23 protein-coding genes are annotated in these 24,124 nt (G+C 41.9%); 9 read left to right on the top strand and 14 right to left on the bottom strand.

Going from position 1 to position 24,124, the window contains the following annotated elements; translation table 11 throughout:
- The first annotated feature begins 5 nt into the window (after positions 1 to 5).
- Together I5349_RS04975 and I5349_RS04970 are read left to right on the top strand one after the other, a co-directional pair.
- Positions 6 to 587 (top strand): hypothetical protein, encoded by a 582-nt coding sequence (locus tag I5349_RS04975; RefSeq protein WP_226389640.1) that lies wholly within the window; start codon positions 6 to 8, stop codon positions 585 to 587.
- Positions 574 to 1,680 (top strand): BamA/TamA family outer membrane protein, encoded by a 1,107-nt coding sequence (locus I5349_RS04970; protein WP_226389639.1) that lies wholly within the window; start codon positions 574 to 576, stop codon positions 1,678 to 1,680. Before I5349_RS04975 ends, I5349_RS04970 begins: the two co-directional genes overlap by 14 nt.
- Position 1,681: 1 nt before the next feature.
- Here the strand turns inward: I5349_RS04970 and I5349_RS04965 are convergent, their stop codons facing one another.
- From I5349_RS04965 to I5349_RS04955, 3 genes are read right to left on the bottom strand one after another with little or no spacing between them, the layout of a single operon-like run.
- A complete protein-coding gene (locus tag I5349_RS04965; protein ID WP_226389638.1) occupies positions 1,682 to 2,089 on the bottom strand; it encodes a hypothetical protein in 408 nt (135 codons plus the stop codon).
- Between the two features lie 51 nt (positions 2,090 to 2,140).
- Positions 2,141 to 4,591: a bifunctional UDP-N-acetylmuramoyl-tripeptide:D-alanyl-D-alanine ligase/alanine racemase gene (locus I5349_RS04960; protein ID WP_226389637.1), complete on the bottom strand. Its 2,451-nt coding sequence runs from the start codon at positions 4,589 to 4,591 to the stop codon at positions 2,141 to 2,143.
- Positions 4,592 to 4,598: 7 nt separating this feature from the next.
- On the bottom strand, positions 4,599 to 4,931 hold the full coding sequence (locus I5349_RS04955; RefSeq protein WP_226389636.1) for a tRNA-binding protein: 333 nt from the start codon (positions 4,929 to 4,931) through the stop codon (positions 4,599 to 4,601).
- An 83-nt stretch (positions 4,932 to 5,014) separates the two neighbouring features.
- Here I5349_RS04955 and I5349_RS04950 point away from each other — a divergent pair, with 83 nt between their 5' ends.
- From I5349_RS04950 to I5349_RS04940, 3 genes are all read left to right on the top strand, one after another.
- The gene (locus I5349_RS04950; protein ID WP_226389635.1) at positions 5,015 to 5,392 is read left to right on the top strand and encodes a Rel homology DNA-binding domain-containing protein; all 378 of its coding nucleotides are present in this window, start codon (positions 5,015 to 5,017) and stop codon (positions 5,390 to 5,392) included.
- A gap of 103 nt (positions 5,393 to 5,495) precedes the next feature.
- Entirely contained in the window at positions 5,496 to 7,808 is a 2,313-nt protein-coding gene (locus I5349_RS04945) for a TonB-dependent receptor (RefSeq protein ID WP_226389634.1), read from the top strand.
- A 23-nt stretch (positions 7,809 to 7,831) separates the two neighbouring features.
- Positions 7,832 to 8,458, top strand: coding sequence for a hypothetical protein (locus I5349_RS04940; protein ID WP_226389633.1), 627 nt, complete (start codon positions 7,832 to 7,834; stop codon positions 8,456 to 8,458).
- Between the two features lie 57 nt (positions 8,459 to 8,515).
- On the opposite strand, the gene I5349_RS04935 is transcribed toward I5349_RS04940, so the two are convergent.
- The 4 genes from I5349_RS04935 to I5349_RS04920 form a co-directional block, all read right to left on the bottom strand.
- Positions 8,516 to 9,256: a 1-(5-phosphoribosyl)-5-[(5-phosphoribosylamino)methylideneamino]imidazole-4-carboxamide isomerase gene (locus tag I5349_RS04935; RefSeq protein ID WP_226389632.1), complete on the bottom strand. Its 741-nt coding sequence runs from the start codon at positions 9,254 to 9,256 to the stop codon at positions 8,516 to 8,518.
- A gap of 324 nt (positions 9,257 to 9,580) precedes the next feature.
- A complete protein-coding gene (locus I5349_RS04930; RefSeq protein WP_226389631.1) occupies positions 9,581 to 10,633 on the bottom strand; it encodes an ABC transporter ATP-binding protein in 1,053 nt (350 codons plus the stop codon).
- 32 nt (positions 10,634 to 10,665) lie between these two features.
- The gene (locus tag I5349_RS04925) at positions 10,666 to 12,309 is read right to left on the bottom strand and encodes an ABC transporter permease (RefSeq protein ID WP_226389630.1); all 1,644 of its coding nucleotides are present in this window, start codon (positions 12,307 to 12,309) and stop codon (positions 10,666 to 10,668) included.
- A 14-nt stretch (positions 12,310 to 12,323) separates the two neighbouring features.
- Positions 12,324 to 13,361 carry a Fe(3+) ABC transporter substrate-binding protein gene (locus tag I5349_RS04920; protein WP_226389629.1) on the bottom strand — a complete coding sequence of 346 codons (1,038 nt, stop codon included), beginning with the start codon at positions 13,359 to 13,361 and terminating at the stop codon, positions 12,324 to 12,326.
- Positions 13,362 to 13,466: 105 nt separating this feature from the next.
- Between I5349_RS04920 and I5349_RS04915 the strand changes: the two genes are divergently transcribed.
- A complete protein-coding gene (locus I5349_RS04915; protein WP_226389628.1) occupies positions 13,467 to 14,405 on the top strand; it encodes a hydrogen peroxide-inducible genes activator in 939 nt (312 codons plus the stop codon).
- Positions 14,406 to 14,409: 4 nt separating this feature from the next.
- The gene (locus I5349_RS04910; protein ID WP_226389627.1) at positions 14,410 to 15,147 is read left to right on the top strand and encodes a class I SAM-dependent methyltransferase; all 738 of its coding nucleotides are present in this window, start codon (positions 14,410 to 14,412) and stop codon (positions 15,145 to 15,147) included.
- Here the strand turns inward: I5349_RS04910 and I5349_RS04905 are convergent.
- A complete protein-coding gene (locus I5349_RS04905) occupies positions 15,144 to 15,839 on the bottom strand; it encodes a response regulator transcription factor (RefSeq protein WP_226389626.1) in 696 nt (231 codons plus the stop codon). The two genes, I5349_RS04910 and I5349_RS04905, sit on opposite strands and share 4 nt — an antisense overlap.
- Positions 15,836 to 17,704, bottom strand: coding sequence for a sensor histidine kinase (locus I5349_RS04900; RefSeq protein WP_226389625.1), 1,869 nt, complete (start codon positions 17,702 to 17,704; stop codon positions 15,836 to 15,838). The genes I5349_RS04905 and I5349_RS04900 overlap by 4 nt, the downstream gene beginning before the upstream one ends.
- Before the next feature lie 132 nt (positions 17,705 to 17,836).
- On the opposite strand from I5349_RS04900, the gene I5349_RS04895 reads away from it, so the two are divergent.
- Positions 17,837 to 18,847, top strand: coding sequence for a T9SS type A sorting domain-containing protein (locus I5349_RS04895; RefSeq protein WP_226389624.1), 1,011 nt, complete (start codon positions 17,837 to 17,839; stop codon positions 18,845 to 18,847).
- Positions 18,848 to 18,950: 103 nt separating this feature from the next.
- Positions 18,951 to 20,177, top strand: coding sequence for a diaminopimelate decarboxylase (gene lysA, locus I5349_RS04890; protein ID WP_226389623.1), 1,227 nt, complete (start codon positions 18,951 to 18,953; stop codon positions 20,175 to 20,177).
- A gap of 46 nt (positions 20,178 to 20,223) precedes the next feature.
- Here the strand turns inward: lysA and I5349_RS04885 are convergent, their stop codons facing one another.
- The 5 genes from I5349_RS04885 to I5349_RS04865 all read right to left on the bottom strand — a co-directional run bounded on the left by I5349_RS04885 (position 20,224) and on the right by I5349_RS04865 (position 24,068).
- Positions 20,224 to 20,550 (bottom strand): DMT family transporter, encoded by a 327-nt coding sequence (locus tag I5349_RS04885; protein ID WP_226389622.1) that lies wholly within the window; start codon positions 20,548 to 20,550, stop codon positions 20,224 to 20,226.
- Between the two features lie 283 nt (positions 20,551 to 20,833).
- Positions 20,834 to 21,727, bottom strand: coding sequence for a carboxypeptidase-like regulatory domain-containing protein (locus tag I5349_RS04880; protein WP_226389621.1), 894 nt, complete (start codon positions 21,725 to 21,727; stop codon positions 20,834 to 20,836).
- A gap of 205 nt (positions 21,728 to 21,932) precedes the next feature.
- Complete coding sequence (locus tag I5349_RS04875) at positions 21,933 to 22,478, bottom strand: hypothetical protein (protein ID WP_226389620.1); 546 nt, start codon at positions 22,476 to 22,478, stop codon at positions 21,933 to 21,935.
- A 1-nt stretch (position 22,479) separates the two neighbouring features.
- A complete protein-coding gene (locus tag I5349_RS04870; protein ID WP_226389619.1) occupies positions 22,480 to 22,872 on the bottom strand; it encodes a hypothetical protein in 393 nt (130 codons plus the stop codon).
- 65 nt (positions 22,873 to 22,937) lie between these two features.
- Positions 22,938 to 24,068, bottom strand: coding sequence for a DUF4221 family protein (locus I5349_RS04865; protein WP_226389618.1), 1,131 nt, complete (start codon positions 24,066 to 24,068; stop codon positions 22,938 to 22,940).
- Between the last annotated feature and the right edge of the window lie 56 nt (positions 24,069 to 24,124).

Below are 24,124 nucleotides of genomic sequence, written 5' to 3'. Positions count from 1 at the left end.
TCAGGATGAAAAAATATATCTATTTGCTCTTATCGCTATTGACTATCTCGATGAGTGCCTGTGTCAATCAAGGAGGAGAAGAGGTTAAGGAGCGGATAAACAAATACTACGATTTGCTAGGAGTATTGAAAGCGCAACCGGCACTACTTGAAGGGAGGCAGCTGAATAAAAAAGGAAGCTTCAAGGACCTTGAGGAGCAAACTAGCATTCGTCCTGATAGCGCAGCTTGGGCAAAAGAGCTCGCTTTGTTCGAAAAGTATGATATCAACAAGCCTTCCATGCTAGATGCTTTTGAGACTACTGACGCTGTAGAGGGAGACATGAGCGTAGTTCGTTATGATAGAAAAGACAGCGAACCAGGGGTACAGGAAATGATTCTCTATTACAATGGAGGAGATCAACCTGACTCTATTGCCATTAAAAATGTAGACGAAAATCAATTTTTAAGTTCTGTTTCGGAGGTTAAACTCTATTTTGCTCAGATAGAAAATCAAGCCATACTGACGGGCTATGAGATCAAGAGTTTGCAGAAACTTGTCTTAGCCGATGCAGTCAAAATAGGGATATCAGCTCGTGTGGAAGAGTAAGGACACCATATTTTTGTTGCTATTTTCTGTTGGAATATGGACAGGAAGCCATGCTCAACAGAAGAGTCCCGCCATAAAACTTGTTGACAGAGGGTTTGACTTAGCGGATAGAGTGATCGATGGGTTGACTGTTGGGTCTTGGACGATTCTCCCAGTAGTCTATTATTCACCAGAGACCTCTTTGGGTTTTGGAGCGAGGGCAGTCTCCTTATTTCAATTGGATAGTGCTGCCTACAGTCGTCCCTCCTCAGTTCCTTTGACCGTACTTTATACCCTAAATAATCAATTGACCCTCACTGCGCAGCCAGACTTTTGGTGGGATCAGAACCGCTGGCACTTAAAATCAAGATTTTCTTATGAGTATTTCCCTTTTTCCTTCTATGGTACTGGTAGTGAGACTAGGGAGCGAGATGAGGTGCCTTATACAGGTAGAATTATACAGGGCTGGGGCGAGCTAGAAAGAGCGATTTTGCCTGCCGTATATCTAGGAGCAAAGCTTGATGTTAGGCAAGAGTCTGTAGACGATTGGTTGACTAGCCAAGTCATCTCTGGATCGGAGGGTTACCTTATCTATGGAGGAGGTCTCTCAGTCAGATATGATAATAGAGAGGTGCTTTTTTCTCCTAGAAGGGGATTCTTCAATCAGTTTTCTTGGAGTTATTATTCGGGGGATTTTGCGTTTAGTCGTTATTTGTTAGACCTGCGTTATTATTTTCCTACTGGACAAAATTCCAACATGGCCATGCAGATCAAATATGAACAGACTCAAGGTCAGGTTCCTTTTCAGTTGCTGCCAGCACTTGGAGGGGCGGATTATTTGAGAGGGATATTTGAGGGACGCTTTAGAGATCCTGTAGCTTTAGGGACTCAAGTAGCGTATAGAAGAAATCTTTATCGTGCTTTGGGTCTTGAGATCTTTGGTGGTCTGGGAAGTGTCTCGGAGAACTTTTCCAATCTCTCTCAAGCGACTTGGCATGCCTCAGGAGGTTTTGGGTTTCGTTATCGCCTCAATGAGTCAGGACTCAACCTTAGATTAGACCTTGCTTTTGGTACGCAGCCAGCGATGTACTTAGCATTTGATGAGGCTTTTTAATTCATCGTTTTCTAAGCTCATAGCGGTAGTTTGTATTACCACTTTGTCCAGATTTTACAAGGGTTAGATTTTCTCCGTCAAAAGTATACCTGTATTCACCACTGAGAATCAACCCCCAGTCAAAGTCAGCTGTCCAGATATTTTCATCTCTAAAAAGGATATAATTGCCCTCGAGGTATTGGTATCGGCCATTACCACCAGCAGGGACACGATTTGATCCAGCACTAGAAGAATAAGTACTGTACTCTGATAAGCGAACTTCTACTGCATTGTTATACTGCTGACCATTTGAGGCGATGTAATAAAATGTACCTTCATATATGCCTGATGAAGGTCTTGAAGAAGTTGGCTCTTCACATGAAAAGGCCATTAGCAAAAAAATACCACAAATTATACTCAGCTGTTTCATAGTCAGAAGGTTATTTGTTTAAAAGACGTTAGGGATGCGAAAAATGTGTCACTACTCCTCGAAATAAATTCTCTTGACCCGCTCACTGATCCCAGTGAGTATCTCATAAGGAATGGTGTCGATAGCATCAGCGAGTGCTTTGAGAGAGTTTTGAGGACCAAAAATGATTACCTCATCTCCTTCTTTAGCTGAAATACCTGTGATGTCTATCATGGTCATGTCCATGCAGACATTTCCTACAGTAGGTACTAGATGTCCATTGAGGGAGACGAGGGCTTTGCCATTGCTGAATCCTCTGTCAAAGCCATCTGCATAACCAATAGCGATAGTGGCAATCACGCTGTCTCGATGAAGCATCCCTTTGCGACTATAGCCTACACTCTGCCCTTTTTTGAGATACTTTATCTGAGAGATGGTGGTTTTGAGTGTGCTGATGCTCAATAATTCCTGCTGTGCCATACCATTGACTTCTAGTCCATAGAGTCCAATACCTAGTCGCACCATATCATATTGCTTATCTGGAAACCTCAAAATACCTGCAGAATTGAGGGCGTGTAATAGTGGCCTATAGGGCAGCTCAACTAAGATACGTCTAGACATCCATTCGAAGAGATCGAGCTGCTCTTTTGAGTAGTCATTGAGATTAGCTTCATCTGCACCAGCTAAGTGTGTATAAATAGACTTGATATTCAGGTGCTGATGAGCATGGATCAAGGTTATCAGCTCCTCGATATGTGCTGGCTCAAAGCCAAGTCTATGCATGCCAGTATCTAAATCTAGGTGTATGCCTAGAGGACTATCTTTCAGGTGAGCAGCGAGTGATTTGAAAATTTTCAGACTGTAAATAACAGGCTCTAGCTCCCATTTGACCAGTAGATCAAAGGTCGCTTCGTCTACATTGAGTACCATGATGGGAAGATGGATTCCTGCTTTTCTAAGTGCTATACCTTCATCTGCATAAGCTACTGCTAGATAGTCTACTCTTTGATTTTGAAGCAAATTAGCTACTTGTTCACTTCCACTTCCATAGGCATGGGCTTTGACCATGACCATCGTTTTGGTCGAGGGCTTTAGTTTGCTTTTGTAAAAATTTAGGTTGTGAACCAAATGGTTGAGATTAATCTCTAAGCTTGTGCCATGCACCTTTTCTTGTAGGTAGGCTATGATTTTTTCAAACGTAAAGACTCTGGCTCCCTTTACCAAGATAATTTCGTTTTGAAGCGTATCTAATGAGCCACTAGCTAGTATACCTTCTGTATGCTCAAAAGTCTGAGTTGGGATTTCATCGAAGTAGTGCTGATATGAGGTGATTTGTTGACCAACCAGAAATAATTTGCTAACACCAGATGCTTTGATCATTTCTGCCACTTGCTGATAAAGCTCAGATGGATTCATGCCAGCTTCTAGTAGGTCAGAGAGGATTAGCGTTTTGGATTTGTGTGCGCTCTGTTGATTGAGAAAGTTGAGCGCAATCTGAAGTCCAGCCAAGTCATTGTTATAGGTGTCATCTATGAGTAGATTATTTTTTTGGCCACTTTTGAGACTTAGCCTCATAGAGAGTGGGGCTAGCTGAAGTAGCTCTTGGCTGATATGACTGGCACTAATCCCTACATGTAAGGCTGTGACGATGGCATGAGTGATATTTTCAAGGGAGGCATGGTCAGTGAAGGAGCAGGCAAACTGAAAGTACTCATCTGCTGCTTGCACATGTATGATTGTTCGCTTGCCTGTTTTCTCATAATCTATCTGATAGGCATGCCCTTTTTTGCTAGACCAAAGAACTAGCTGACTTTGATCAAATTTTTGAGTTAATTCCTCATAGACGAGTGGCTGATCCGCACAGGCAATTATGCTTTTGCAGTGAATGAATAACTTTAGCTTTTCCTCTAGTTTCTGCAGACGACTCTGGAATCCTTCATCATGAGCAGAACCGAGGTTGGTAAATATGCCAATAGTCGGCTGAATGATGTCTGCTAGCTTGCTCATTTCATCCACTTGACTGATTCCTGCTTCAAAGATTCCTATCTCATGCTTTGGCTTGATTTCCCAAATGGATAGCGGGACACCGATTTGAGAATTATAACTCTTTGGATTTTTGGCTACTACTTTTTCAGTACTGAGTAGTTTAGATAGCCACTCTTTGACGATGGTTTTGCCATTAGAGCCAGTGATAGCGATGACTGGCAGATCAAACTGCGCACGATGCATCTTGGCTAAAGTTTGCAGCGCAGCGATAGGAGAGTCGACTAATAAATAAATCGCGTCAGCATGTATCTTTTTAGGAGTACGCGCGATGATAAACTGCCTGACACCTTTCTCATAGGCAGTTTCGATGTAGTCATGACCGTTATGTCTAGGGCCAGCAAGGGCGATAAAGAGCGCTCCTTCGCCTCCTAATAGCTTACGCGTATCTGTGAGCAAATAAGCAATCGGTACGAGCCCAGATTCACCAAGAAGCTGGGCATTTGGCACTTGTTTTCTTAAATCCTCAAGAGTTAGCATATAAAAATTAGTATAACTTATGGCCATTCGGCACTGGCTTGTCTGTGGTAAACAAAGCCACATGTCCTTGGCTATTGTTCACTCCTGTGACTAGCACCTCTGATATAAAGTTAGCGATTTGTTTGGGAGGAAAGTTAGTTATACACAAAACTTGCTTACCAGGAAGCTCTTGGATTTTATACAAATCTGTGATCTGAGCAGATGATTTTTTGATTCCTAGCTCCTCGCCTAAGTCTATCCAAAGTTTATAAGCGGGTTTTTTGGCTTCTTCAAAAACCTCCGCTCTTAAGATGGTACCTACTCTAAAATCAACCTTTTGAAAGTCAGTTATATCGATCATTTCTTGGAGTATCTAATTTATTTAATATATTTACAAACTTTAAATCGCTGGGAACGTTTTAGATAAGCAAAATAAAAAGGGTTATGTGTTCAAATTTACAAAAGCTTTTTACTCCTAAGACTATTGTAGCCATAGTATTTGCCTTTGTGGGTACTGTTTTCACGGTTTTCGAAAGCTCTGCTCAAATCATCGAACAAGAAGAGGGTGGCGTGATCAAAAAGAAAGAAGTAACCCCACTGTCTGAGGATCAAGTTTTACACATGAGAGAAGGACTACAGATCAATGCTAGATCTGCAGATCCGGTACAAAACCAAATCAATGCAATCAAAAAGGAAGAGAAAAAGGAAAATCAGGCTAAGCTCCAAGAGCCTGAGAAACAAGCTAACTCTTCTACACTTTCCTTTAGTTTCATTATGTACTTATTAGATAAGTTTAGATCAGGCGCATTTTGCGATGAGTAAACTGTCTTCGTCATAGATAAGCCTCATGATCCATTCATGAGGCTTTTTTTTCGCTCATATAATATTTGCAATATTGTTGCATTTGTTTTTATCTTTGCACCACTTGAAAAAATTAAACTACATATCGTTGCTTTTGCTCCTCATGCTGAGCTCTATGGTATCGGCTCAGGATTGCTCTTTGAGACTCCGCGTGCGCGTGTTGGAGAGTGGATCTAATATGCCAGTACCACAGGCTGCCATTTGGGTTAATGAACTAGAGAAGGGCTTTATCACAGATGATAATGGGCAAGTATCTATCAATAACTTATGTGCTGGAAGCTATACATTAGAAATTCATTCTATGGGTTTCAAAGAAGTGAATAAAGTCTTTGCTTTGAAAACTTCTATCTCAGAGACGATTACTTTACAGATGGAAGAGTTGCAACTGCAAGATGTGGAGGTCTATGGGCATCGAGAGCGCATCATGTCAACAACTACTCTTCAGACACTTCGTCAGGAGGACTTGGACAGAACGAAAGGAGGGACACTAGCTTCCGCACTTCAAGGAATCGCTGGAGTCAATATGTTACAAACAGGTGCGACCATTTCAAAACCTGTGATCCATGGTATGCATAGCAATAGAGTACTGATATTGAATAATGGTATCAGACAAGAAGGACAACAGTGGGGTTTTGAACATGCGCCAGAGATAGATCCATTTGTAGCTCAAGAGATGACAGTGGTGAAAGGTGCTGAAGCAGTAAGGTTTGGGCCAGATGCTATCGGTGGAGTCGTGATCGTAGAGCCTCCTAAGCTACCCACTACAGGAAATATATCTGGTGAGATCAATGCAGTAGGAGCCACTAATGGCCGAATGGGCGTAGTTTCAGGAATGCTCAATGGTGGTATCAAAAAACTACCAGGATGGGGATGGCGTGTGCAAGGTACCGCTAAGCGATCAGGTAATATCAAAACGCCAGATTACTATCTCAATAATACAGGAGTCAATGAACTAAACTTCTCTACAGCCTTTGGCTATACGGATCAAAATAAAGGTTTAGAGATTTATTACAGTCATTTTGATACAGAGCTTGGGATTTTTGAGGGCTCACACATCGGTAGTTTGAGAGATTTCAATGAGCGAATAGAAAATGGAAGACCATTTGTTGAGGGTTCATTTAGTTATGATATCGGTGCTCCCAGACAGCAGGTCTATCATGATCTGATCAAGGCAAAAGCACACCTGCATCTCGCCAATGGGGGTAAGCTAAACTTTCTCTATGGCTTACAGCGTAACCAGCGTCAAGAGTATGACATCAGAAGAGGGGATAATTCTAACATTCCATCTTTAGACATGGTCCTGACTACACAGACAATGGATCTCTTTTGGGAAAAAAATACAGACGCTGGCTATTCTACACAGGTAGGGATTAATGGTCTTCTGCAAGTCAACAATAATATTCCTGGTACGGCAGTTACGCCTCTTATCCCGAATTATGACAACGTAGGAGCGGGAGCTTATGCGATACAGCGTTTGATCAAAACGAAATATGAGTTGGAAATCGGTGCGCGCTATGACTTTAGGAATTTGGATGCCTTAGGATTTAATCGTGAAGGAGAGCTTTATGGAGGCACACATCAGTTCAATAATTTTACTGGTACCGTAGGAGCTATATGGTATCCTAACAACAAACTTTCTCTTAGAACAAACCTGGGAACTGCTTGGAGAGCGCCTACAGTAAATGAACTGTACAGCGATGGACTACATCATGGTATCGGAGCGATAGAAAGAGGGTCTGATGATCTGGAGAGTGAGCAGAGCATCAAGTGGATCAACACCCTAAATTACCAGACAGATAACTGGTCTGTAGAGCTCAGTGGCTATGCTAACTACATCGGGAGCTATATTTACTTAGAGCCAAGCGGAGAGGTAGAGCAGTTTTTCTTGAGAGGGGCTTTTCCTGTATTTGAGTATAAGCAAACTGACGCGCTCTTTTTTGGGATTGATCTCTTGAGTAGATACCGTATTTCTAAAGCACTCGAGTGGGAGCTCAAGGCAAGCTTGATCAGGGCGAGAGATATTAGCACTGATAGCTTTTTACCTTGGATACCTACAGATAGAATAGAAAACGGCTTTAAAGTCAATCTGCCGACTATGGGTAAGCTATCTAAGAATTTTCTAAAGATTGAAAATGTACTAGTCGCGGAGCAAATAAGGTATGAGCCTGAAAGTGATTTTGCTGCTCCACCAAGTGCTTATTACCTCATCAATATGCATGCGGGAACCTCGATAAACTTTGGTAAAAATGAGTTAGGCATAAACCTTTCTCTCACTAATGCTACGGATGTTCTCTACAAGGACTACATGAATCGATTTAGATATTATGCGCATGAGATTGGTCGTAATCTCACGCTAAGAGCAACTTATAGATTTTAATTTTAACCTAAATGTACAGTACAATGAAAAATGTAAGAAGAAGCTTTCTCGGCTTATTGGCGCTAACAGCGGTATTAGTATTCTCAGCTTGTGAAGCGGATGATCCAGTGCCAGAGTTGGAAAATGAGGAGTTTGATGCCGCTAACATCACTTTTACACTTTTAGACGAGAATGGCAATGAGACAGACGAAGTGATCGTAGTGAGTTTCGGTGAATTGGAACATGATCACGCTTCTACAGGAGGATCAAATAGCTTCCAAATCGCTTCAGGTGATCATAGCGGACCAATCGCTGAGCTAAGACCAAATAGTCAATACAGAATGGAGATTGACCTTCTTTTAGAGGGTGTAAATGTCAACCAAGAGATCATCGATGAAGCAGATGAGCACCAGTTTTTTTTCCTGCCATCAAACAATGCCTTAATTGATTATCAATATGGTGACCAAGATCCTGATGGTAGACCACTAGGTCTGGTAGGTACGCTTTCTACTTTTGCTACAGGTGAGTTAGAGTTAGAAGTGATTCTAAGACATAGACTTGACAAAGCAAGTCCTGCTGCTCAAAACTGGAATAACGTCAACTATCAGCAAGCTGGTGGAAGCACTGATATTGAGGTTGAGTTTGAGATTCATATTGAGGATGCTATCTAATCGACTTTCCTTTCATGTATGAAAAAAGCCCGACTGATCATCAGCCGGGCTTCATTTTTAACTATTGGTCTGTAAGATTAATTGATCTAGGTCTGTGAGACTGATCTTGCCTTCATAAAATGCTCTGCCAAAGATCACACCGTGTAGTCCCATATCATATAAGCGCTTCATATCATCGACATTTCTCACACCACCACTAGCGACTAGTTTGATGTCAGGAAATTTCTTCAAGATAGCATCATACATCTCAAAGTTAGGCCCTTCCATGACACCATCTCTAGAGATATCAGAAGACTTGACATATTTCAGCCCCCGCTCATAGAAGTATCCGATATGGTCAAAGATATCCAAATTGGTAGCCTTTTCCCATCCTCGAATTTTGATCTTGTAGTCTTTGGAATTGGTATCAGCGCCTAAGTTGATTTTTTCTCTGCCATAGGACATGATCCATGAAACGAAAAGATCAGGATTTTTAGCTGCTTGAGAAGCTACTGTGATGGATTTGGCTCCATACTCAAAGGCCTTATTGATATCGCCATCAGTACTCAGACCACCTGTAAAATCAATCTTTAGGTTAGTATAGCCAGCGATCGTTTCTAACACATGATAGTTGACAGGACTACCCTTACGTGCACCGTCCAAGTCCACCAGGTGTAGTCTTTTGATCCCATGATCTTCAAACTGCTGCGCTATTTCAAGTGGATTGTGTGTGATGACTTCCTCTGTAGTGAAGTCTCCTTTGACCAACCTGATAACTTTACCCTTGATGATCCATATAGAAGGTACGATTTCAAACATCTTTAAAAATTTTATTATTGTTCGGACTTAAACTAAAACGCAATTGATCAGCTGCTTAGAAGGGATTTTTATCCGAGCCAAGTCACCTAAGTTACACTTTTTAGTGTGCAAAAGCAAACGATACTAAATGTTGGTGATGTGGTTAATGGAGCTTTGCTGATATCAAAGCGTGTCTAAATATAAAAATAGAATTTCAGATTTTTCAATTTCTTCTTCTGAGGAATGCTTATTTTCTAAAAAATTACACTTCTCTTAATTTATCCTCACAAAAAAGGTTAAATATTTCATTATCCGAAATTAAGGGCGCTCAGAATCTAAAATATCTTAGGGTTCTTCCTCCATGTGGAAGCTACTCAGTCCAAATTGAATCACTGTACCTTCTTTCCAAAACTTACCTGGAATGGTTTTGACATATACATAAGCAGGTTTTTCCTCTGGATCCATAGAGCGCACACGTAGCAACTGATGATCACCTAGATAAGCCACTTTCTCTATCTGACCTTGTAGATGATCTGGGCTATTGTCTAAGATAAAGGCGTGCTCAGGTCTAAAGCGAATGTGGTATTTATGGTCTTTTCCTTTGGCTTGTTCGCACTGTAAGAATCCAAAAGGCGTATAAAAACCATCGTCTGTCGGTCTGCCGGGCATGAAATTCATCTTACCAAAGAAGTTGGCTACATAACCATTGGCGGGGATTTCATATAGGATGCGAGGAATATCGACTTGTTGCAACCTTCCTTTGTGAAGGATAGCAATGCGATCAGCCGTAGAGAGAGCATCTTTGGTGTCATGCGTCACGAATACTGCCGTGATGCCAAATCGTTTGATGATTTGACGAATGTCTTCACGTACTTGATCCTTGAGTAGGGTGTCTAAGTTGCTAAATGGCTCATCTAACAAGATAATGTCTGGACGAGGTGCCAGTGCTCTAGCCAAAGCCACTCTTTGTTGCTGACCACCCGAAAGCTCATGAGGATATTTATCGATATTTTCTTTCAGACCTACGAGCTCTAAAGTTTCCTGTGCGACCTTTTCTTTTTCAGATCTGCTAAGCTTTTGCAAACCAAACTTCACGTTTTCTAAGACAGTCAAGTGAGGGAAAAGGGCGTAATCTTGGAATACCATGCCCACTTTACGTTTGTTTGCGGGAATAGACATAGATCCTTTAGCTACTGTCAAGCCAGCAAGGGTGATTTGTCCTTCATCAGGGTGCTCTAGTCCTGCGATAAGTCTCAAGAGGGTAGTTTTACCACTGCCGCTTTCTCCCACCAAGGCCAATATTTCACCTTGTGGTACTTCAAAGCTCACTTCACGGATCGCAAAATCCTTTGAGTTGCTGTATTTCTTGGAGATTTTATCTAAGACTAGTATGGCCATTTGTGCACGAATTGCTGCAAAGATAACTAAGCTTACGCTTTTCTAGTTCGGATGATGCGATTTAGTAAGATTACTGGGATGATTCCCGTCATGATAATGATGAGTGAGGCATTGGCAGACTCTGCGATCATCTCATTGGTAGCCATGTCAAATGCCTTAGTGGCCAGTGTTTGAAAGTTGAAAGGACGGAGGATCAAGGTCAAAGGAAGCTCCTTAAGCACATCGACAAAAACAAGTAGTAATGCACTGAAAATACTATTTCTGATTAGTGGAAGGTCTATTTTAAAGAGCGTTTTGGTATCTGAAAAACCAAGAAGTCTTGAAGCTTCATTGACATGTCTTCCCACTTTTTGAAAGCCAGCATCGATAGGATTAAAACCTACTGCTAAGAAACGTACAATGTATGCGAAGATCAAGGTGAAAACCGAGCCGCTAAAGAGCAGGCCAGGAGAGGCAAAGGAGAGACTTTTAAACACATCAATGATGACATTGTCTAGCTGTAAAAGTGGAATAAATATCCCAACAGCAATCACGGCACCGGGGATAGCATAGCCTAGTACTGCCAATTTGCTGACTGTTTGGAGCCACTTGACTTTAGTGAGTCGTACAGCATAAAGCATGATGATCGCAAAGCAAACAATGAAAAGCCCTGTGCCTACTGCCAAGCTAAAACTTCTCAGTATGATCTGAATAAAATCAGCTGTGACGACCTTATGGAAAGTCGCCCAAACCCAAGCCAATATCTGGGCTATTGGAAATCCAAAGGCTACTAAAAATAAGGAAATGAGAAATGAGAGTACGGTCCATTTTTTCCAACCGATTAGTGCCTTTCTTACAAAAGGCTTAGGGGCATTAGACCCTTGGGTATAGCTTGCCTCACCGCGCTGTTTCGTCTCCAACCATAATAAAGCAAAAACTACCACGGTTAATATAGCAGATAAGTATATAGCTGCTCCTGCATCACCAAGAGAAAACCAAGCCCTGAATATTCCAGTAGTAAAGGTATTTACCCCGAAGTATTTGACCGTACCATAGTCATTAAGTACTTCCATAGCGATAAGTGAAAGACCTCCTGCGATCGCTGGTCGGGCCATAGGGAGCGCTACTTTGAAGAAAGTCCTGAAAGAGCCCATGCCGAGTAGATAACTCGCCTCTTGTAAGTTGCGAGACTGCTGCATGAATGATGAGCGTGCCATCACATAGACGTATGGGAATAAGGAGATGCCTAATATGAACATCGCTCCAGGAATGTTCATAATGTCTAGAAAAGGCCCTGAGGTATTCCAGCCCAGTTGATTTCTAAAAAAAGTCTGAATCGGCCCTGTATAACTGAGCATGCCTGCATAGGTATAGGCCATGATGTAGGCAGGAACTGCTAATGGTAGTATGAGCAACCACTCAAAATATTTTCTAAGAGGGAATTCATAATTGGCGATAAACCATGCGGCTGTCACACCGATGATCGCACTGAATAGTGCGGTGCCTAAAAGTAGTAAAAGGGTGTTTTTGCTGTAGTCCCAAAGTAGTGTGTCTACTAAGTGCGTCCAAGTTTCTCCAGGACTATCAAATAGTTTCCACACAATGGTAAAAACAGGTAAGGCTATCACCAAAAGTATGATGATAGCCATGCCTGCCCAGTTATTCCACCAGTAGTATTTAGATTTTACTAATTCCAAAGGGTTGTTTTAGCTTATTTCCAACCAGCCTTGTCAAAGGTCACTACAGCCTCGCTGTTAAGTTCACCTAGCTTGGCCAAGTTGATGCTATCCTTTTTAAAGTCTCCCCAAGCAGCAATTGTTTCTGAAATAGAAACTTTTGCGTTGACAGGGTATTCATAGTTTTCTTCTGCCAATACTTTTTGTGCTTTTTCTTGAGAAAGGAACTCGATGAGTTTGATTGCATTCTCCTTGTTAGGAGCATACTTAGCTACACCTACGCCTGAGATGTTGATGTGCGTACCTCTGTCATTTTGGTTTGGGAAGAAGATGCCTACTGCTTCAGCAGCTTTTCTTTCTTCTTCATTGCTGTCATTGAGCATGATGCCTACATAGTAAGTATTAGTGATCGCGATGTCACCTTCTCCACCTGCTACAGCCTTAACTTGGTCTCTGTCTCCACCTTTTGGTGCTCTAGCCATATTGGCTACCATGCCTTCTGCCCAAGCAGTAGCTGCCTCAGCACCATCAGCTGCGATGATAGATGCTAAAAGAGATTGATTGTAGACGTTTTCAGAAGATCTCACGAGTACTTTACCTTTCCATCTTTCATTGGCTAGGTCCTCATAAGTAGATAGGTCAGCAGGATCGACACGCTCTTTAGAGTAAGCGATAACACGCGCTCTATAAGTCAGTCCAAACCATAGACCCTCTGGATGCCTAAGGTTCGCTGGGATATTTTCATTAAGCACATCAGAAGTGATCGGCTGAAGTAGGCCTTTAACTTCTGCTCTGTGTAGACGACCTGCATCTACTGTGAAGAGTACGTCTGCAGGAGAGTTTTCACCTTCAAGCTCTAATTTTTGGATCAGTTCATCCGCGCTAGCATTGACCACGTTGACTTTGATACCAGTTTCTTTTGTAAACTCTTCGAAAAGCTTCTGATCTGCTTCGTAGTGTCTATGTGAGTATAGGTTGACCACTTGCTCTTGCTCTTGAGTAGAATTGCCACCGCAAGCCATCATGAACAGCGTAGCAGCAAATGCAGTTGTTTTAATGATATTTTTGAACATAGCTAATTGATGTTTAGTTAGTGAGTGCAAAACTAATGACTATTTATATCAAATCTAAATAAAGAAAACTCTTTTCGTATATTTGTTTAAAATTTTCTTGTTGGCATGACGATCGTACAGTTAGAATACATCATTGCAGTAGATACGCACCGGCACTTTGCTAAGGCAGCGGCTAGTTGTTTTATCACACAGCCCACCTTGAGTGCGCAGATTCATAAGCTAGAAGAGGAGCTGGGTGTGGTGATATTTGATCGGAGCAAACAGCCTGTGATCCCCACAGCTATAGGTGAGCGCCTGATCGAACAAGCCAAAAAGGTGGTGAAAGAGTCGAAGATGATCTCCAATATCATCGCAGAGGAAAAGGGAGAAATCTCTGGTGTACTAAAGCTAGGAATCATTCCTACCTTGGCACCTTATTTATTGCCGCTGTTTATCAAACGCTTCTTAGAGAAGTATCCTAATGTCAACTTACAAATAGAAGAACTAGTCACAGAGGACATCCTGAAACGCCTAAAGGATGATAACCTAGACATAGGATTGGTTGTGACGCCACTGAGCGAACAAGGCATTTTAGAAAAGCCGATTTTTTATGAAGAGTTTTATGCATACCTGTCAAAGGGGCATACACTCCTCAATAAGCCAGATCTTCATATCAAGGATTTAGAGAAAGGAGATGTATGGCTACTACAGCAAGGGCATTGCTTTAGAGAGCAGGTTTTGAACCTATGCAATAAGGATAAACAACAGACGCAACTTCCCAACTTCCAATATGAAAGTGGCTCTTTGGAGGGCTTGAAGCGACTAGTTGATAAACATGATGGCATCACGCTACTGCCTGAGTTGGCTACCCTTGAGCTCAATGATGGAGACAAGGCTCGCCTGAGGAGTTTTGCAGGAGAGCGACCGACACGAGAGGTGAGTCTAGTACTTCATAGAAGTTTTCTCAAGCGTAAGCTAGTAGATCTGTTGTATGCGGAGATTTTAAATAGTCTGCCAGCGGGGATTTCAAGTCAAAAGCCAGGGCAAGTAGTCAAGTGGAGGTGATCAGATGAAAGATAATTTTTCAAATCAGTCAGCAGCCTATGCGAAGTGGAGACCGAGCTATCCCACTGCTTTGTTTGATTATCTAAAGACACTGCCTATCGATCGAAACTTGGCTTGGGACTGTGGCACTGGAAACGGGCAACTGGCCGTGGAGCTAGCCAGACTTTTTGATCGGGTAGAAGCAACTGACATTAGTGCCAATCAATTAGCCAATGCGCATCTCTCTTCTAAGATTACCTACTCTCTTCAGCCAGCAGAGCAAACCAATTTCCCTGACAGTATTTTTGATTTGGTGACTGTAGCACAAGCCATTCACTGGTTTGATTTTGAGCTCTTTTATCAAGAGGTAAAAAGAGTCGCAAAACCCTCAGCACTGCTTGTAGTGGTTGGCTATGGCGGTTTAAAAATCAGCCCAGCCTTAGATACTTTGATCGGGAAGTTCTATAAGGATACACTCGGTACTTATTGGGACTATGAGCGAAGATATATCGATGAAAATTACCAAAGCATTCCCTTTCCCTTTAAAGAATTGGCAGTTCCAGCTTTTGAGTCTGTATTGTCTTGGACTTTCGAGCATTTGGTGGGCTATCTGAAGACTTGGTCAGCTGTAAAGCACTTCGAGCAAGTTCACGGATATAATCCTGTGGATGTGATCTCACCATCTTTAGCTCAAGCTTGGGGTACAGCGCCAACATATTCGGTAAGGTTTCCCATTTTACTCAGGGTGGGCAAGATCCATTAATCTGTCACCACAAGTCTAAATCCCTCTCCATGTAGTGTGATGATCTGTACGCGCTCATCTTCTCTTAAAATCTTCCTCAATTTGGTGATGTACACATCCATGCTTCGGGCATTGAAGTAAGTATCATCTCCCCATATTTTCTTAAGGGCATAAGTCCTGCTCATCGGTTGGTTGACATGTAAGGCAAGCTGGCGGAGTAGTTCGGCTTCTTTGAGGGTGAGTTTGAGTGCTCTGTTTTCACTCTCGAGTAGGTGTTGGTCATACTGAAAGGTAAACTTGCCTATCTGGAAGACATTTTGTTCATCTGCTTTCGTGTGTGAAAGTGTTCTTTTGAGTACGGCATTGATACGAAGGAGCAGTTCTTCCATGCTAAAAGGCTTGGTGATGTAGTCATCCGCCCCTGCCTTGAGTCCCTCTAGGGTGTCTTCTTTCATGTTTTTAGCAGTCAAGAAGATGAAGGGGATGTTTTCATCTGCCTTGCGGATTTCTTTCCCTAGCGTGATGCCATCTTTTTTAGGCATCATGACATCTAGCAAGCATAGGTCAAACTCATGCGCCTTAAAAGCTTGTGCGCCCTCTTCACCATCTCTGCAAAGCATGGTCTGGAAGCCTTTCATCTCTAAGTATTCTTTGAGGATCTGGCCGAGGTTGTTATCATCCTCTACTACTAGTAATCTTGGCTTTTGTGTCATTTCTTAAAGGGAAAAAATAGTTTGAACATGCTGCCTTTGCCAGGCTCGCTTTTGACTTCTATGGTACCGCCATGTGCTTCTACCATAGTTTTGACATAGGTGAGTCCTAGGCCAAATCCTTTGACATCGTGAAGGTTACCAGTAGGTACTCTGTAAAACTTCTCAAATATCTTTTTCTGTGCATCTTTACTCATACCGATTCCTTTGTCTTTTATTTTGATGAATATACCTGTAGATATTTCCTCAGTCTGAATGCTGATCTCAGGAGTCTCAGGAGAGTATTTGTTGGCATTGTCCAGTAGGTTATAAATAATATTTGTCAGGTGCAGTTCATCTGCAGTGATTTCATCTCGCTTAGCATCGAGTCTACTGGTCAGTGATCCATGGCGCTTTTCTACTTGTAAGCAGATATGCTGCATGGCTTTTTCAATGACATCGTTGACATGGATCGTCTCCATCTTGAGTTTGAAATCCTGCTTATCCAGTGCTGCTATTTGAAGCACCTTTTCTACCTGACTGCCAAGGCGCTTATTTTCTTCTTGGATGATATTGATATAGCGATCTCTGAAGGTTGTCTGCGTGGAGAGTTCAGGGTCTTGAAGTGCTTCTACTGCGAGAGATACCGTAGCGATTGGTGTTTTGAACTCATGCGTCATGTTATTGACAAAGTCATTTTTCATCTCAGAGAGCTTCTTTTGTCTGAGAATGGTCTTGATCGCATAGGCAAAGCAAACCATGATGATCAGGATAAAGATCAATGAGGAGATCAATGGAAGCCAGATTTTTTGTACGGCATACCACTCCTCAGATGGAAAGGCAATGCTGAGGAAATTGCTTCTGCTAATCAGGTCATTGGGATAAAGTTTGGCTTTGAGCGGACTGGCAATGACAGCCTGCATGGTCTCATCATCTGATACATCAGCCACTCGTACACTGTCTTCAGATAGGATGACAAATTGATAGGGGAGGTCTATGCCTCGCTGTTTCAGTTCATCATCTAGTAGGCTTTTGACTTGCCGCGCATCAAGTCTTTTGGTGATGTCACTTTCTCCACTGACTAGGTTTCTGATCGCATTGTTGAGGTTATCAATTTTCAGATTAGCCTTGGTGATCTGATCTTGTATTTGCTTTTCATCTGCTTCTGAGACTAGCTTTTCCTGATCGATAAGGGTGATTCGCTCAGTAGGCCCAAACTGCTCTACGACACGGTAGCTTGTTGGTCGTTGCTCTGGTCTTTTTTCTTGAGGCACTGTAACTCCCGCCACACGCTGCTGTGCTGGTCCTAGTACTTTGGGTAGGTTGATAGACACCCATACCGTCCCATCTTTATCCCTTTCTACTTCAAATACCTGCTGACGTACTTCCATAAGACCTTGAACTCGAGCGAGCTCATTGGCTTCTAGGAGCATGCGATCAAATTCATCTATACTTTGTAGTCTTTTGCCTTCTAAGGCTTTTTCAAAAGAGTTGACTTCTCCAGTGCTGACTTTGCCAGAGAGCGTTTTACCATTGGTTGATTGGACCTGACTGCTCGCAGTGAGTGACTCTGAGTAGAAAAAAGTCCCCGGACTCTCTACTTTTAGTTTTTCGCTCGGGCGCTTAGTCTGTAGTTTGGGAAATTTAAGTGGCTCTATCGTCTGTAGAAACTCTGCCGAATCCATCGCCAAGGCACGAAGGGCTACAGTTCCTGCTTCATTAGCTTCTAGTTTGGCAACTACGGCATTGAGCGACTGCTGCACGTCTTGTGCAAACTGCTGCTTACTGATCTTGATCGCATTGCTTACCCAGAAATACTGGAAGCCGATCAAACCCAGCAGCGCAACGCTCATCAGGAAGGTGACCAATCGAATATTGAACTTACTCATGTGACAAAATTAGCTTGGAAAACACACACTATTAAGTGATTAACATCTTTTAACATCGTTTAACTACCCTTTAACTTAGGCCTATCGATATTCAATATACATTTGTATCATCCACAAAACAATAAGCGAATTATGAAACCAACGGTCAACAAAATGAAGGCTTACCTCAAGGGAGGAACGCTATTTTTAGGAGTGTGTTGCTTGAGTCTCGGTACTTTGACTGCGCAAGAAAAGGCAGAAAAGGAAGTTAAGGAAGAAGTCACAAAGGAGGTGAGAGTAAAAGAGGCTAAAGAAGGAAAAGACGAGAAGTTTTACTTTAAGTACAAGAAAAAAGGGGCTAATGGAGAGGAAACCGTCATAGAGAAGGAGTACAATTCTCGAGAGGAGATGGAAAATGATCCAGAGCTAAAAGAATTAGGAATCATCAGTACTCTTCCCAAAAGAGGTGTTGTGAGTATGCCTGGCAGAAAAAATAACTTGATTTGGTCAGATGATGATGGAATAGTGAGAGTCATCACTCCAGGTAGCCAGGATATTATAGACTTTAGGAATATGTCTGATGAAGAAATCCAAGCTATCATGAAAGAAAGAGAAGCTGAAATGCAGGAGAGATTTAAAGTGATGGAGTTTCAAATGGAGAGATTAGATAGCCTACAAGGAGCTAAATGGACCATGGCAGGAATCAACCTAGATTCCCTCAAAGGAAATGTGATGCGTATATTTGAAGAACCTCCTCGTGTGCAAATTTTTAGAGACGGAGAGCGTGTACAAGGATTCAATGGTAACGCAAGAACACTTCGTGCTGCCCGTTGGGGATCCAATGTCTCGATCTCCAGTGCACTTGCAGAAGAGGTAGAAAATGCAGGTATCAAAGCTGGTAAGCCGATGATGGTGGCTGACATCAATACTTTTCCAAATCCAAATGATGGTAACTTTACCCTACAGGTGGAGGCTGAAAATAAGCCACTTGACATCAAGATATACAATATGATGGGGATAGTCGTGCTAGAGAAGACCCTTCAAACAAACACAGGAAGATTTAACGAGCCGATCAATGTGACAGCCTTAGAATCAGGGGTATATTTCATGCAGCTGAGTCAGGGAGGTAGTAAGAGCCTCACTAAAAAGCTCGTGATCAAGTAAGTTTTGGTTTATATTTTTTGATAAAGGAAGGATTGTCTCGTACATCCTTCCTTTTTTTATGCACTTAGCCTTATCTTTGAGGCCTTATTCAAGATAGATCAGCATGGAAAACAGTGTTTACGCCTTGCAAGGCATTCCTTTTACCCAATTGGCAGCAGAGTATGGTTCCCCACTCTATGTATATGATGGAGAGAAAATCCAGTCTCAGGTCAAGAGACTTCAGTCGGCTTTTTCAGGAGTAGATTTGAAGATCAAGTATGCGACCAAGGCACTCTCTAATGTCAATATCCTCAAACTGATGAAGCAGTTTGGAACTGGGCTAGATGCTGTGTCTCTAGAAGAGGTCAAGCTGGGACTGCATGCAGGTTTCACGGCTGAGGAGATCCTCTACACACCAAACTGTGTGTCTTTTGAGGAAATCCAAGAGGCTGTGAAGCTAGGCGTGATGATCAATCTGGATAATATTCCCATGCTAGAGCGATTTGGTACGGTGTACGGAGATAGCGTGCCTGTCTGCATTCGTATCAATCCGCACATCATGGCGGGAGGGAATAGCAAGATCTCTGTGGGTCACATAGATTCTAAGTTTGGGATCTCTATCCTACAGCTGAAGCATGTGCTCAAAGTAGTTGCTGCGCATAATATGCATGTAGTAGGTCTGCATGTACATACAGGTTCTGATATCTTGGATGCAGATGTATTTTTGCAGGGAGCTGAGATCTTGTTTGAAGCGGCTATGGAGTTTAAGGAGTTGAATTTCCTCGACTTTGGTGGAGGATTTAAGGTGGGCTATCGCGCTGGTGATATCACTACTGACATAGAAGATGTTGGGACTAAGGTGACGAGTGCTTTTAAAGCATTTTGTGCGCAGTATGGTAAAAAGCTAGAGCTTTGGTTTGAACCAGGGAAGTTTCTTGTGAGTGAGTGTGGCTATTTGCTAACTACAGCTAATGTGGTAAAGCCTACTCCAGCGAGTACTTTCGTAGGCGTAGATAGTGGTTTGAATCACCTCATCCGACCGATGCTGTATGATGCTTATCATGAGATCTACAATGCCAGCAATCCTTCGGGAACGGAGCGCGTGTACTCTATCGTGGGTTATATCTGTGAGACGGATACACTGGGCGCTGATCGTAAACTCACTGAGGTCACAGAAGGAGATATCATTGTGATCAAAAATGCGGGGGCTTATGGCTTTAGCATGGCATCTAACTATAATTCGCGCTTGCGTCCTGCCGAAGTACTGGTTTATAAAGGCAAGGCACACTTGATCAGAAAAAGAGAGACCTTTGAAGAACTACTCGCCAATCAGTTAGAAATCGCACTTTAAAAATAAAATATAAGGCCCTTGTAAATGAGGGCTTTTTTGATGGGGTTTAGTGAGAGACGGCCTTGAGTCCGATGATGGAAGCGATTAAAGTGGTGATGAAAAATAGCCTCCAAAAGGTAGCGGGTTCTCTAAAGACGAGTATTCCCAAGAGAACAGTGCCTACAGCTCCTATACCTGTCCATACGGCATAGGCAGTTCCGATGGGCAGTGTCTGGGTAGCTTTGATCAGGAGGGTCATGCTAACAGTGAGTGCGACTGCAAAGCCTGCATACCAAAGATACATTTCTGTGCCTGTGGTCTCTTTGGCTTTGCCTAGGCAGAAAGCAAAAGCTACTTCAAATAAGCCTGCGATGATGAGGATGATCCAGTTCATGAGGTGAAGGTAGTGGGTTATTGCGGAGTTTTTCTAAATTTTTCTCTTACTAAAGCGGTAGTTAGTATCAGAGGAATAGAAATGCCTGAAATAATAGCTGCTAGTTTAATAATGTGTACAGCTATATATATGGTAAAACTGTTTCGTGAGCTGGCACTAGCCATTTTTCTCAAAAACTCATTTAAACTAGGGGATTTTTCTATATAAAAGAATAAAGCCAGACAAAGTACGCTTAGGATGTAAAAGGCTATTATGTTGAAAGGTCTTTTCAAGTTTTGATATTTCAATTCGTCAATGTTAATTCGATGGCCAGCAGGTTATATTTATTTCTATAGCTGTCTGATGAGAGGCCTGTAATTTGTGAGACGTTTTTCCAGCGGCCTTGGATATATAACCAACTGTTTTCAGCTGTTTCAACAGGCAATGTTCCTATAGCTGGCTCATAAGAAACGCTTTTTATTTTCTTCTTTGATTTTTGATCTGTGTACGTGCTTTCATATCGGTTGTCATCTATGATTAGCCATTCTATGGCGATGAAAAGGCCTTCTTTAGGCAATTCAATGTTAAGGTTTGAGAGGTCTATTTTGGTCACTTTCTTGCCTTTACTTGCTGTTCCGATGATGTTCTGATCATGGATGTACTGACCAGGTTCACCAGCTTCATTGACGCTGTATAATCTTACATTGAATTTTGCGTCATTAATACTACTTCTTGTCAATATTTTGATTTCTTCTAGTTTTCGCGTTTGGTTATATTTCTCCTCATATGGGAAATATCTGGCAGCGATCCATGGGCTGGAACCGCAGACAAAATAGTGATTGATGCTTGATTTTTTGAAGTCGCCAATAGAGCGCGTGAGGTCTTTTTTATGAGCTATGATGAGGAACTCATCTAGCTGAATAGCTGATGGACTGAGTGCTACTACATCTGTGATGGAGTCGGAAGGGATTCTCTTCGTTTCATATCCGATGGCAGAAAAAATGATGATTTGTGGTGTTTTGATGGCTAGTTCAAATATGCCTTGTTGATTTGAGGTTGTTCCGATGTTTTCGTTTTCCACCCAGATGTTGACAAAGGGTATTTTTTCTTTGGTTTCACTGTTGATGACTAAAGATTTTAGTTGACCAAATCCCAAATGAGCCATGAGCAGGAATATGATTAGTGGGAGGGTTTTCATGTTGAAGATGGTCTTTTTTGTTTCGCTCTTGCAGAGCTAGCGTTTATGTTGGAATTGATATGCATAGGGCTTCACCCTATGCTAATTTATTGCGGCCCTTCAGGCCTTGTTGGATTGGTCTGACAGATGATGCGGCCAGCTGGTGGTAGTGGGTTAGGTACATTTCTGCTACAAGACCCTTCCTTCGTCAGGGTGACAATGCAGGCTACTTTACTATTTCAATTGTACTTAGCTTATGCAGCAGTTGATCCTTATTCATATTGGCTAGTTTTGAAAATTTGAAAGTGAGGTGATTTTCATATTTATCTGTGTGAATCGCCACCTTTTCATCAGACTGGGTGATTCGTCTAATGGTTTTCAGGTCAATTTTTTTATCGGTTTGTAGGTGAATTATTTGTGTTTGGGTGATTTGGTAGTCATCCTTTTTATCTGTAATGATATTCAATGTGATCAGGAAGATTACTAGAATGATACAGCCTGCCATGATATAAGTATTTTCCACCCTGTAGATTATTTGAAATGAAAATATGACCCAAAAGGCTATAATGCCGATCCATTGTTGACTTTTTATACTAATGATGCATTCACTTTCAGCTCTTGCCTCACTTATTTTATGATAATCCATGAGTTTGAACAATATAAAAGCTATTAGAAAAATAAGGGTGAACATGTCTATAGAAATGCCAAGCTCAACATCTATGGTGATCAAGATGATAAATGCTGCTATTAGTAAGACGTTCCTGATGTTCATCTTAGCTAGTTTTATTTTCTATATCGATGACTTCAACAGTTTTGTTAACATAGGAGAGGATCAACAATCCAAGAATGACTGTTAAACCTTTTGTCACGAAATCAACCAAATTTATGTTAACAAAATCGTCTACCAGACCCTTTAAGAACTCGCCAAGAAGCTGTAAGCCTGAGCCAATTATCAAAAATATTGTAGCCCAAATCTTAATGCCAATTTTTGCATATTGATTTTTTGTTAGAATTAGAGCAATAAGGACACCTTGAATTGTGATTGGAAGCAACCCTATCATATTACCTGTTATGATGGTTGCTAAGGTGTTCCACATCAAGAGTCCGGCTAAGACTGTTAAAACAAACCAATAGACGAATTGATTGGAAAAATGAGATTGCTTCATATTATTTGATTAGGTATGTTTCGATTATTTTTGGTCTTTTAAATGTTTAGTCAACTCTTAAACTTCTACTCCACTTCCTTCAACTCAAAGATATCGGCTTGCCAGAGGTTTTCTGGGGTGTTTTCTTCTATATAGGGGATCAGAAGGCCTTCTGGGGTTATCTCGATGTTCATCGTTTGGTAGCTCTTACCCTCCATCGGTAGGAGCATTTCGGTTAGTTTATTGAAGTCTTTGTCTAGGACGATGATGGACTTTTGGTCTACTCTGCGTGCTTCTTCTGGATTGATTAGTTCGGGTTTGGCGATAGTGGCTACTCTATAATACAGATCTCTGTAAGTGTCATAGTATACGCCATGGTAAAAAGAGGTCTTATTATAATAGGCAAACATCTGGCTTGGATCAGTTTCTTTTTCTGGTGGGGTGATGTCCGAGATATATTCGCTTTTGGCCGGGACTTTTTCGAATGACTTGAAGTCTTTGGTCAGGTAGAGATCATGGCTGACATTGAAGCCTAAGACGAACTGCTCTGTCTGCGGATTGTAAGTCATGGCGATGTTTTTCCAGTGGGTTACACCTGACTTGGCCCATTTGAGGTTGATCTCTTCTGGCCAATCTAAGGCATACTCCCATAGTCCTGTCTTGAGGTCAAGGATGTGGATCAGCTGACTTGTTGGTGAGATAAACCAGCCTTTGGTAAGGTAAGCTTTACCTTCTTTGACGACAGGCTGATGATAAAGGTAGATCATAGGTATATTGGCATTGCCATCTTTGTCTATGCCATCAAACTCCCCTTTGGTGATGGTTTTGCCATTTGGGCCAAATAGGCTAACTGATTTATTGAATACATTGATCACACTGTCTTCACCCGCTAGTCCCCAACCCTTCATATAGTCTATGTATGCTGCATCAGGTCCATCCGTTTGAAAGGCAATCTTTTTGACCAGTGTCATCTCTGGATACTGATACTTGTAGATGGTATTGTTCATGAAGTTGCCCATGTATATAAAGGTCTCTCTAGCAGCATTGCTATAGAAGTCGATAGGGGAAGTATAGACTGTCTCATCATCCAGCGTGATGCTGACTTGCTTAGCAGGACTTAGGGTATATTGCTTATTTTCCCTATTTTCTTCGCTTTGATTTTGACAAGCAAAAGTAGCAGCGATCAGGAGGAGGATTGGCAGTAGGCGTTTCTTCATTTCAGTCTATTTGTGGAGTGGTTTTGCACTAAATCGCAGGACTCTTTAGTGAGTGT

The sequence above is a fragment of the Penaeicola halotolerans genome, assembly GCF_016464625.1.
GTDB lineage: Bacteria > Bacteroidota > Bacteroidia > Cytophagales > Cyclobacteriaceae > Penaeicola > Penaeicola halotolerans.
Note: the sequence above shows the minus strand (reverse complement) of the source record. Positions and strands in the feature narration are given on the sequence as shown.

Bases quoted from the DNA above. Each gene is read 5' to 3' on its own strand.
- I5349_RS04900 (WP_226389625.1), bottom strand. From the start codon at position 17,704: ATGAGTAAGTTCAATATTCGATTGGTCACCTTCCTGATGAGCGTTGCG.
- I5349_RS04880 (WP_226389621.1), bottom strand. From the start codon at position 21,727: ATGAAAACCCTCCCACTAATCATATTCCTGCTCATGGCTCATTTGGGA.
- I5349_RS04940 (WP_226389633.1), top strand. From the start codon at position 7,832: ATGAAAAATGTAAGAAGAAGCTTTCTCGGCTTATTGGCGCTAACAGCG.
- I5349_RS04930 (WP_226389631.1), bottom strand. From the start codon at position 10,633: ATGGCCATACTAGTCTTAGATAAAATCTCCAAGAAATACAGCAACTCA.
- lysA (WP_226389623.1), top strand. From the start codon at position 18,951: ATGGAAAACAGTGTTTACGCCTTGCAAGGCATTCCTTTTACCCAATTG.
- I5349_RS04910 (WP_226389627.1), top strand. From the start codon at position 14,410: ATGAAAGATAATTTTTCAAATCAGTCAGCAGCCTATGCGAAGTGGAGA.
- I5349_RS04895 (WP_226389624.1), top strand. From the start codon at position 17,837: ATGAAACCAACGGTCAACAAAATGAAGGCTTACCTCAAGGGAGGAACG.
- I5349_RS04960 (WP_226389637.1), bottom strand. From the start codon at position 4,591: ATGCTAACTCTTGAGGATTTAAGAAAACAAGTGCCAAATGCCCAGCTT.
- I5349_RS04885 (WP_226389622.1), bottom strand. From the start codon at position 20,550: ATGAACTGGATCATCCTCATCATCGCAGGCTTATTTGAAGTAGCTTTT.
- I5349_RS04920 (WP_226389629.1), bottom strand. From the start codon at position 13,361: ATGTTCAAAAATATCATTAAAACAACTGCATTTGCTGCTACGCTGTTC.
- I5349_RS04950 (WP_226389635.1), top strand. From the start codon at position 5,015: ATGTGTTCAAATTTACAAAAGCTTTTTACTCCTAAGACTATTGTAGCC.
- I5349_RS04875 (WP_226389620.1), bottom strand. From the start codon at position 22,478: ATGAACATCAGGAACGTCTTACTAATAGCAGCATTTATCATCTTGATC.
- I5349_RS04915 (WP_226389628.1), top strand. From the start codon at position 13,467: ATGACGATCGTACAGTTAGAATACATCATTGCAGTAGATACGCACCGG.
- I5349_RS04865 (WP_226389618.1), bottom strand. From the start codon at position 24,068: ATGAAGAAACGCCTACTGCCAATCCTCCTCCTGATCGCTGCTACTTTT.
- I5349_RS04975 (WP_226389640.1), top strand. From the start codon at position 6: ATGAAAAAATATATCTATTTGCTCTTATCGCTATTGACTATCTCGATG.
- I5349_RS04935 (WP_226389632.1), bottom strand. From the start codon at position 9,256: ATGTTTGAAATCGTACCTTCTATATGGATCATCAAGGGTAAAGTTATC.
- I5349_RS04870 (WP_226389619.1), bottom strand. From the start codon at position 22,872: ATGAAGCAATCTCATTTTTCCAATCAATTCGTCTATTGGTTTGTTTTA.
- I5349_RS04905 (WP_226389626.1), bottom strand. From the start codon at position 15,839: ATGACACAAAAGCCAAGATTACTAGTAGTAGAGGATGATAACAACCTC.
- I5349_RS04965 (WP_226389638.1), bottom strand. From the start codon at position 2,089: ATGAAACAGCTGAGTATAATTTGTGGTATTTTTTTGCTAATGGCCTTT.
- I5349_RS04955 (WP_226389636.1), bottom strand. From the start codon at position 4,931: ATGATCGATATAACTGACTTTCAAAAGGTTGATTTTAGAGTAGGTACC.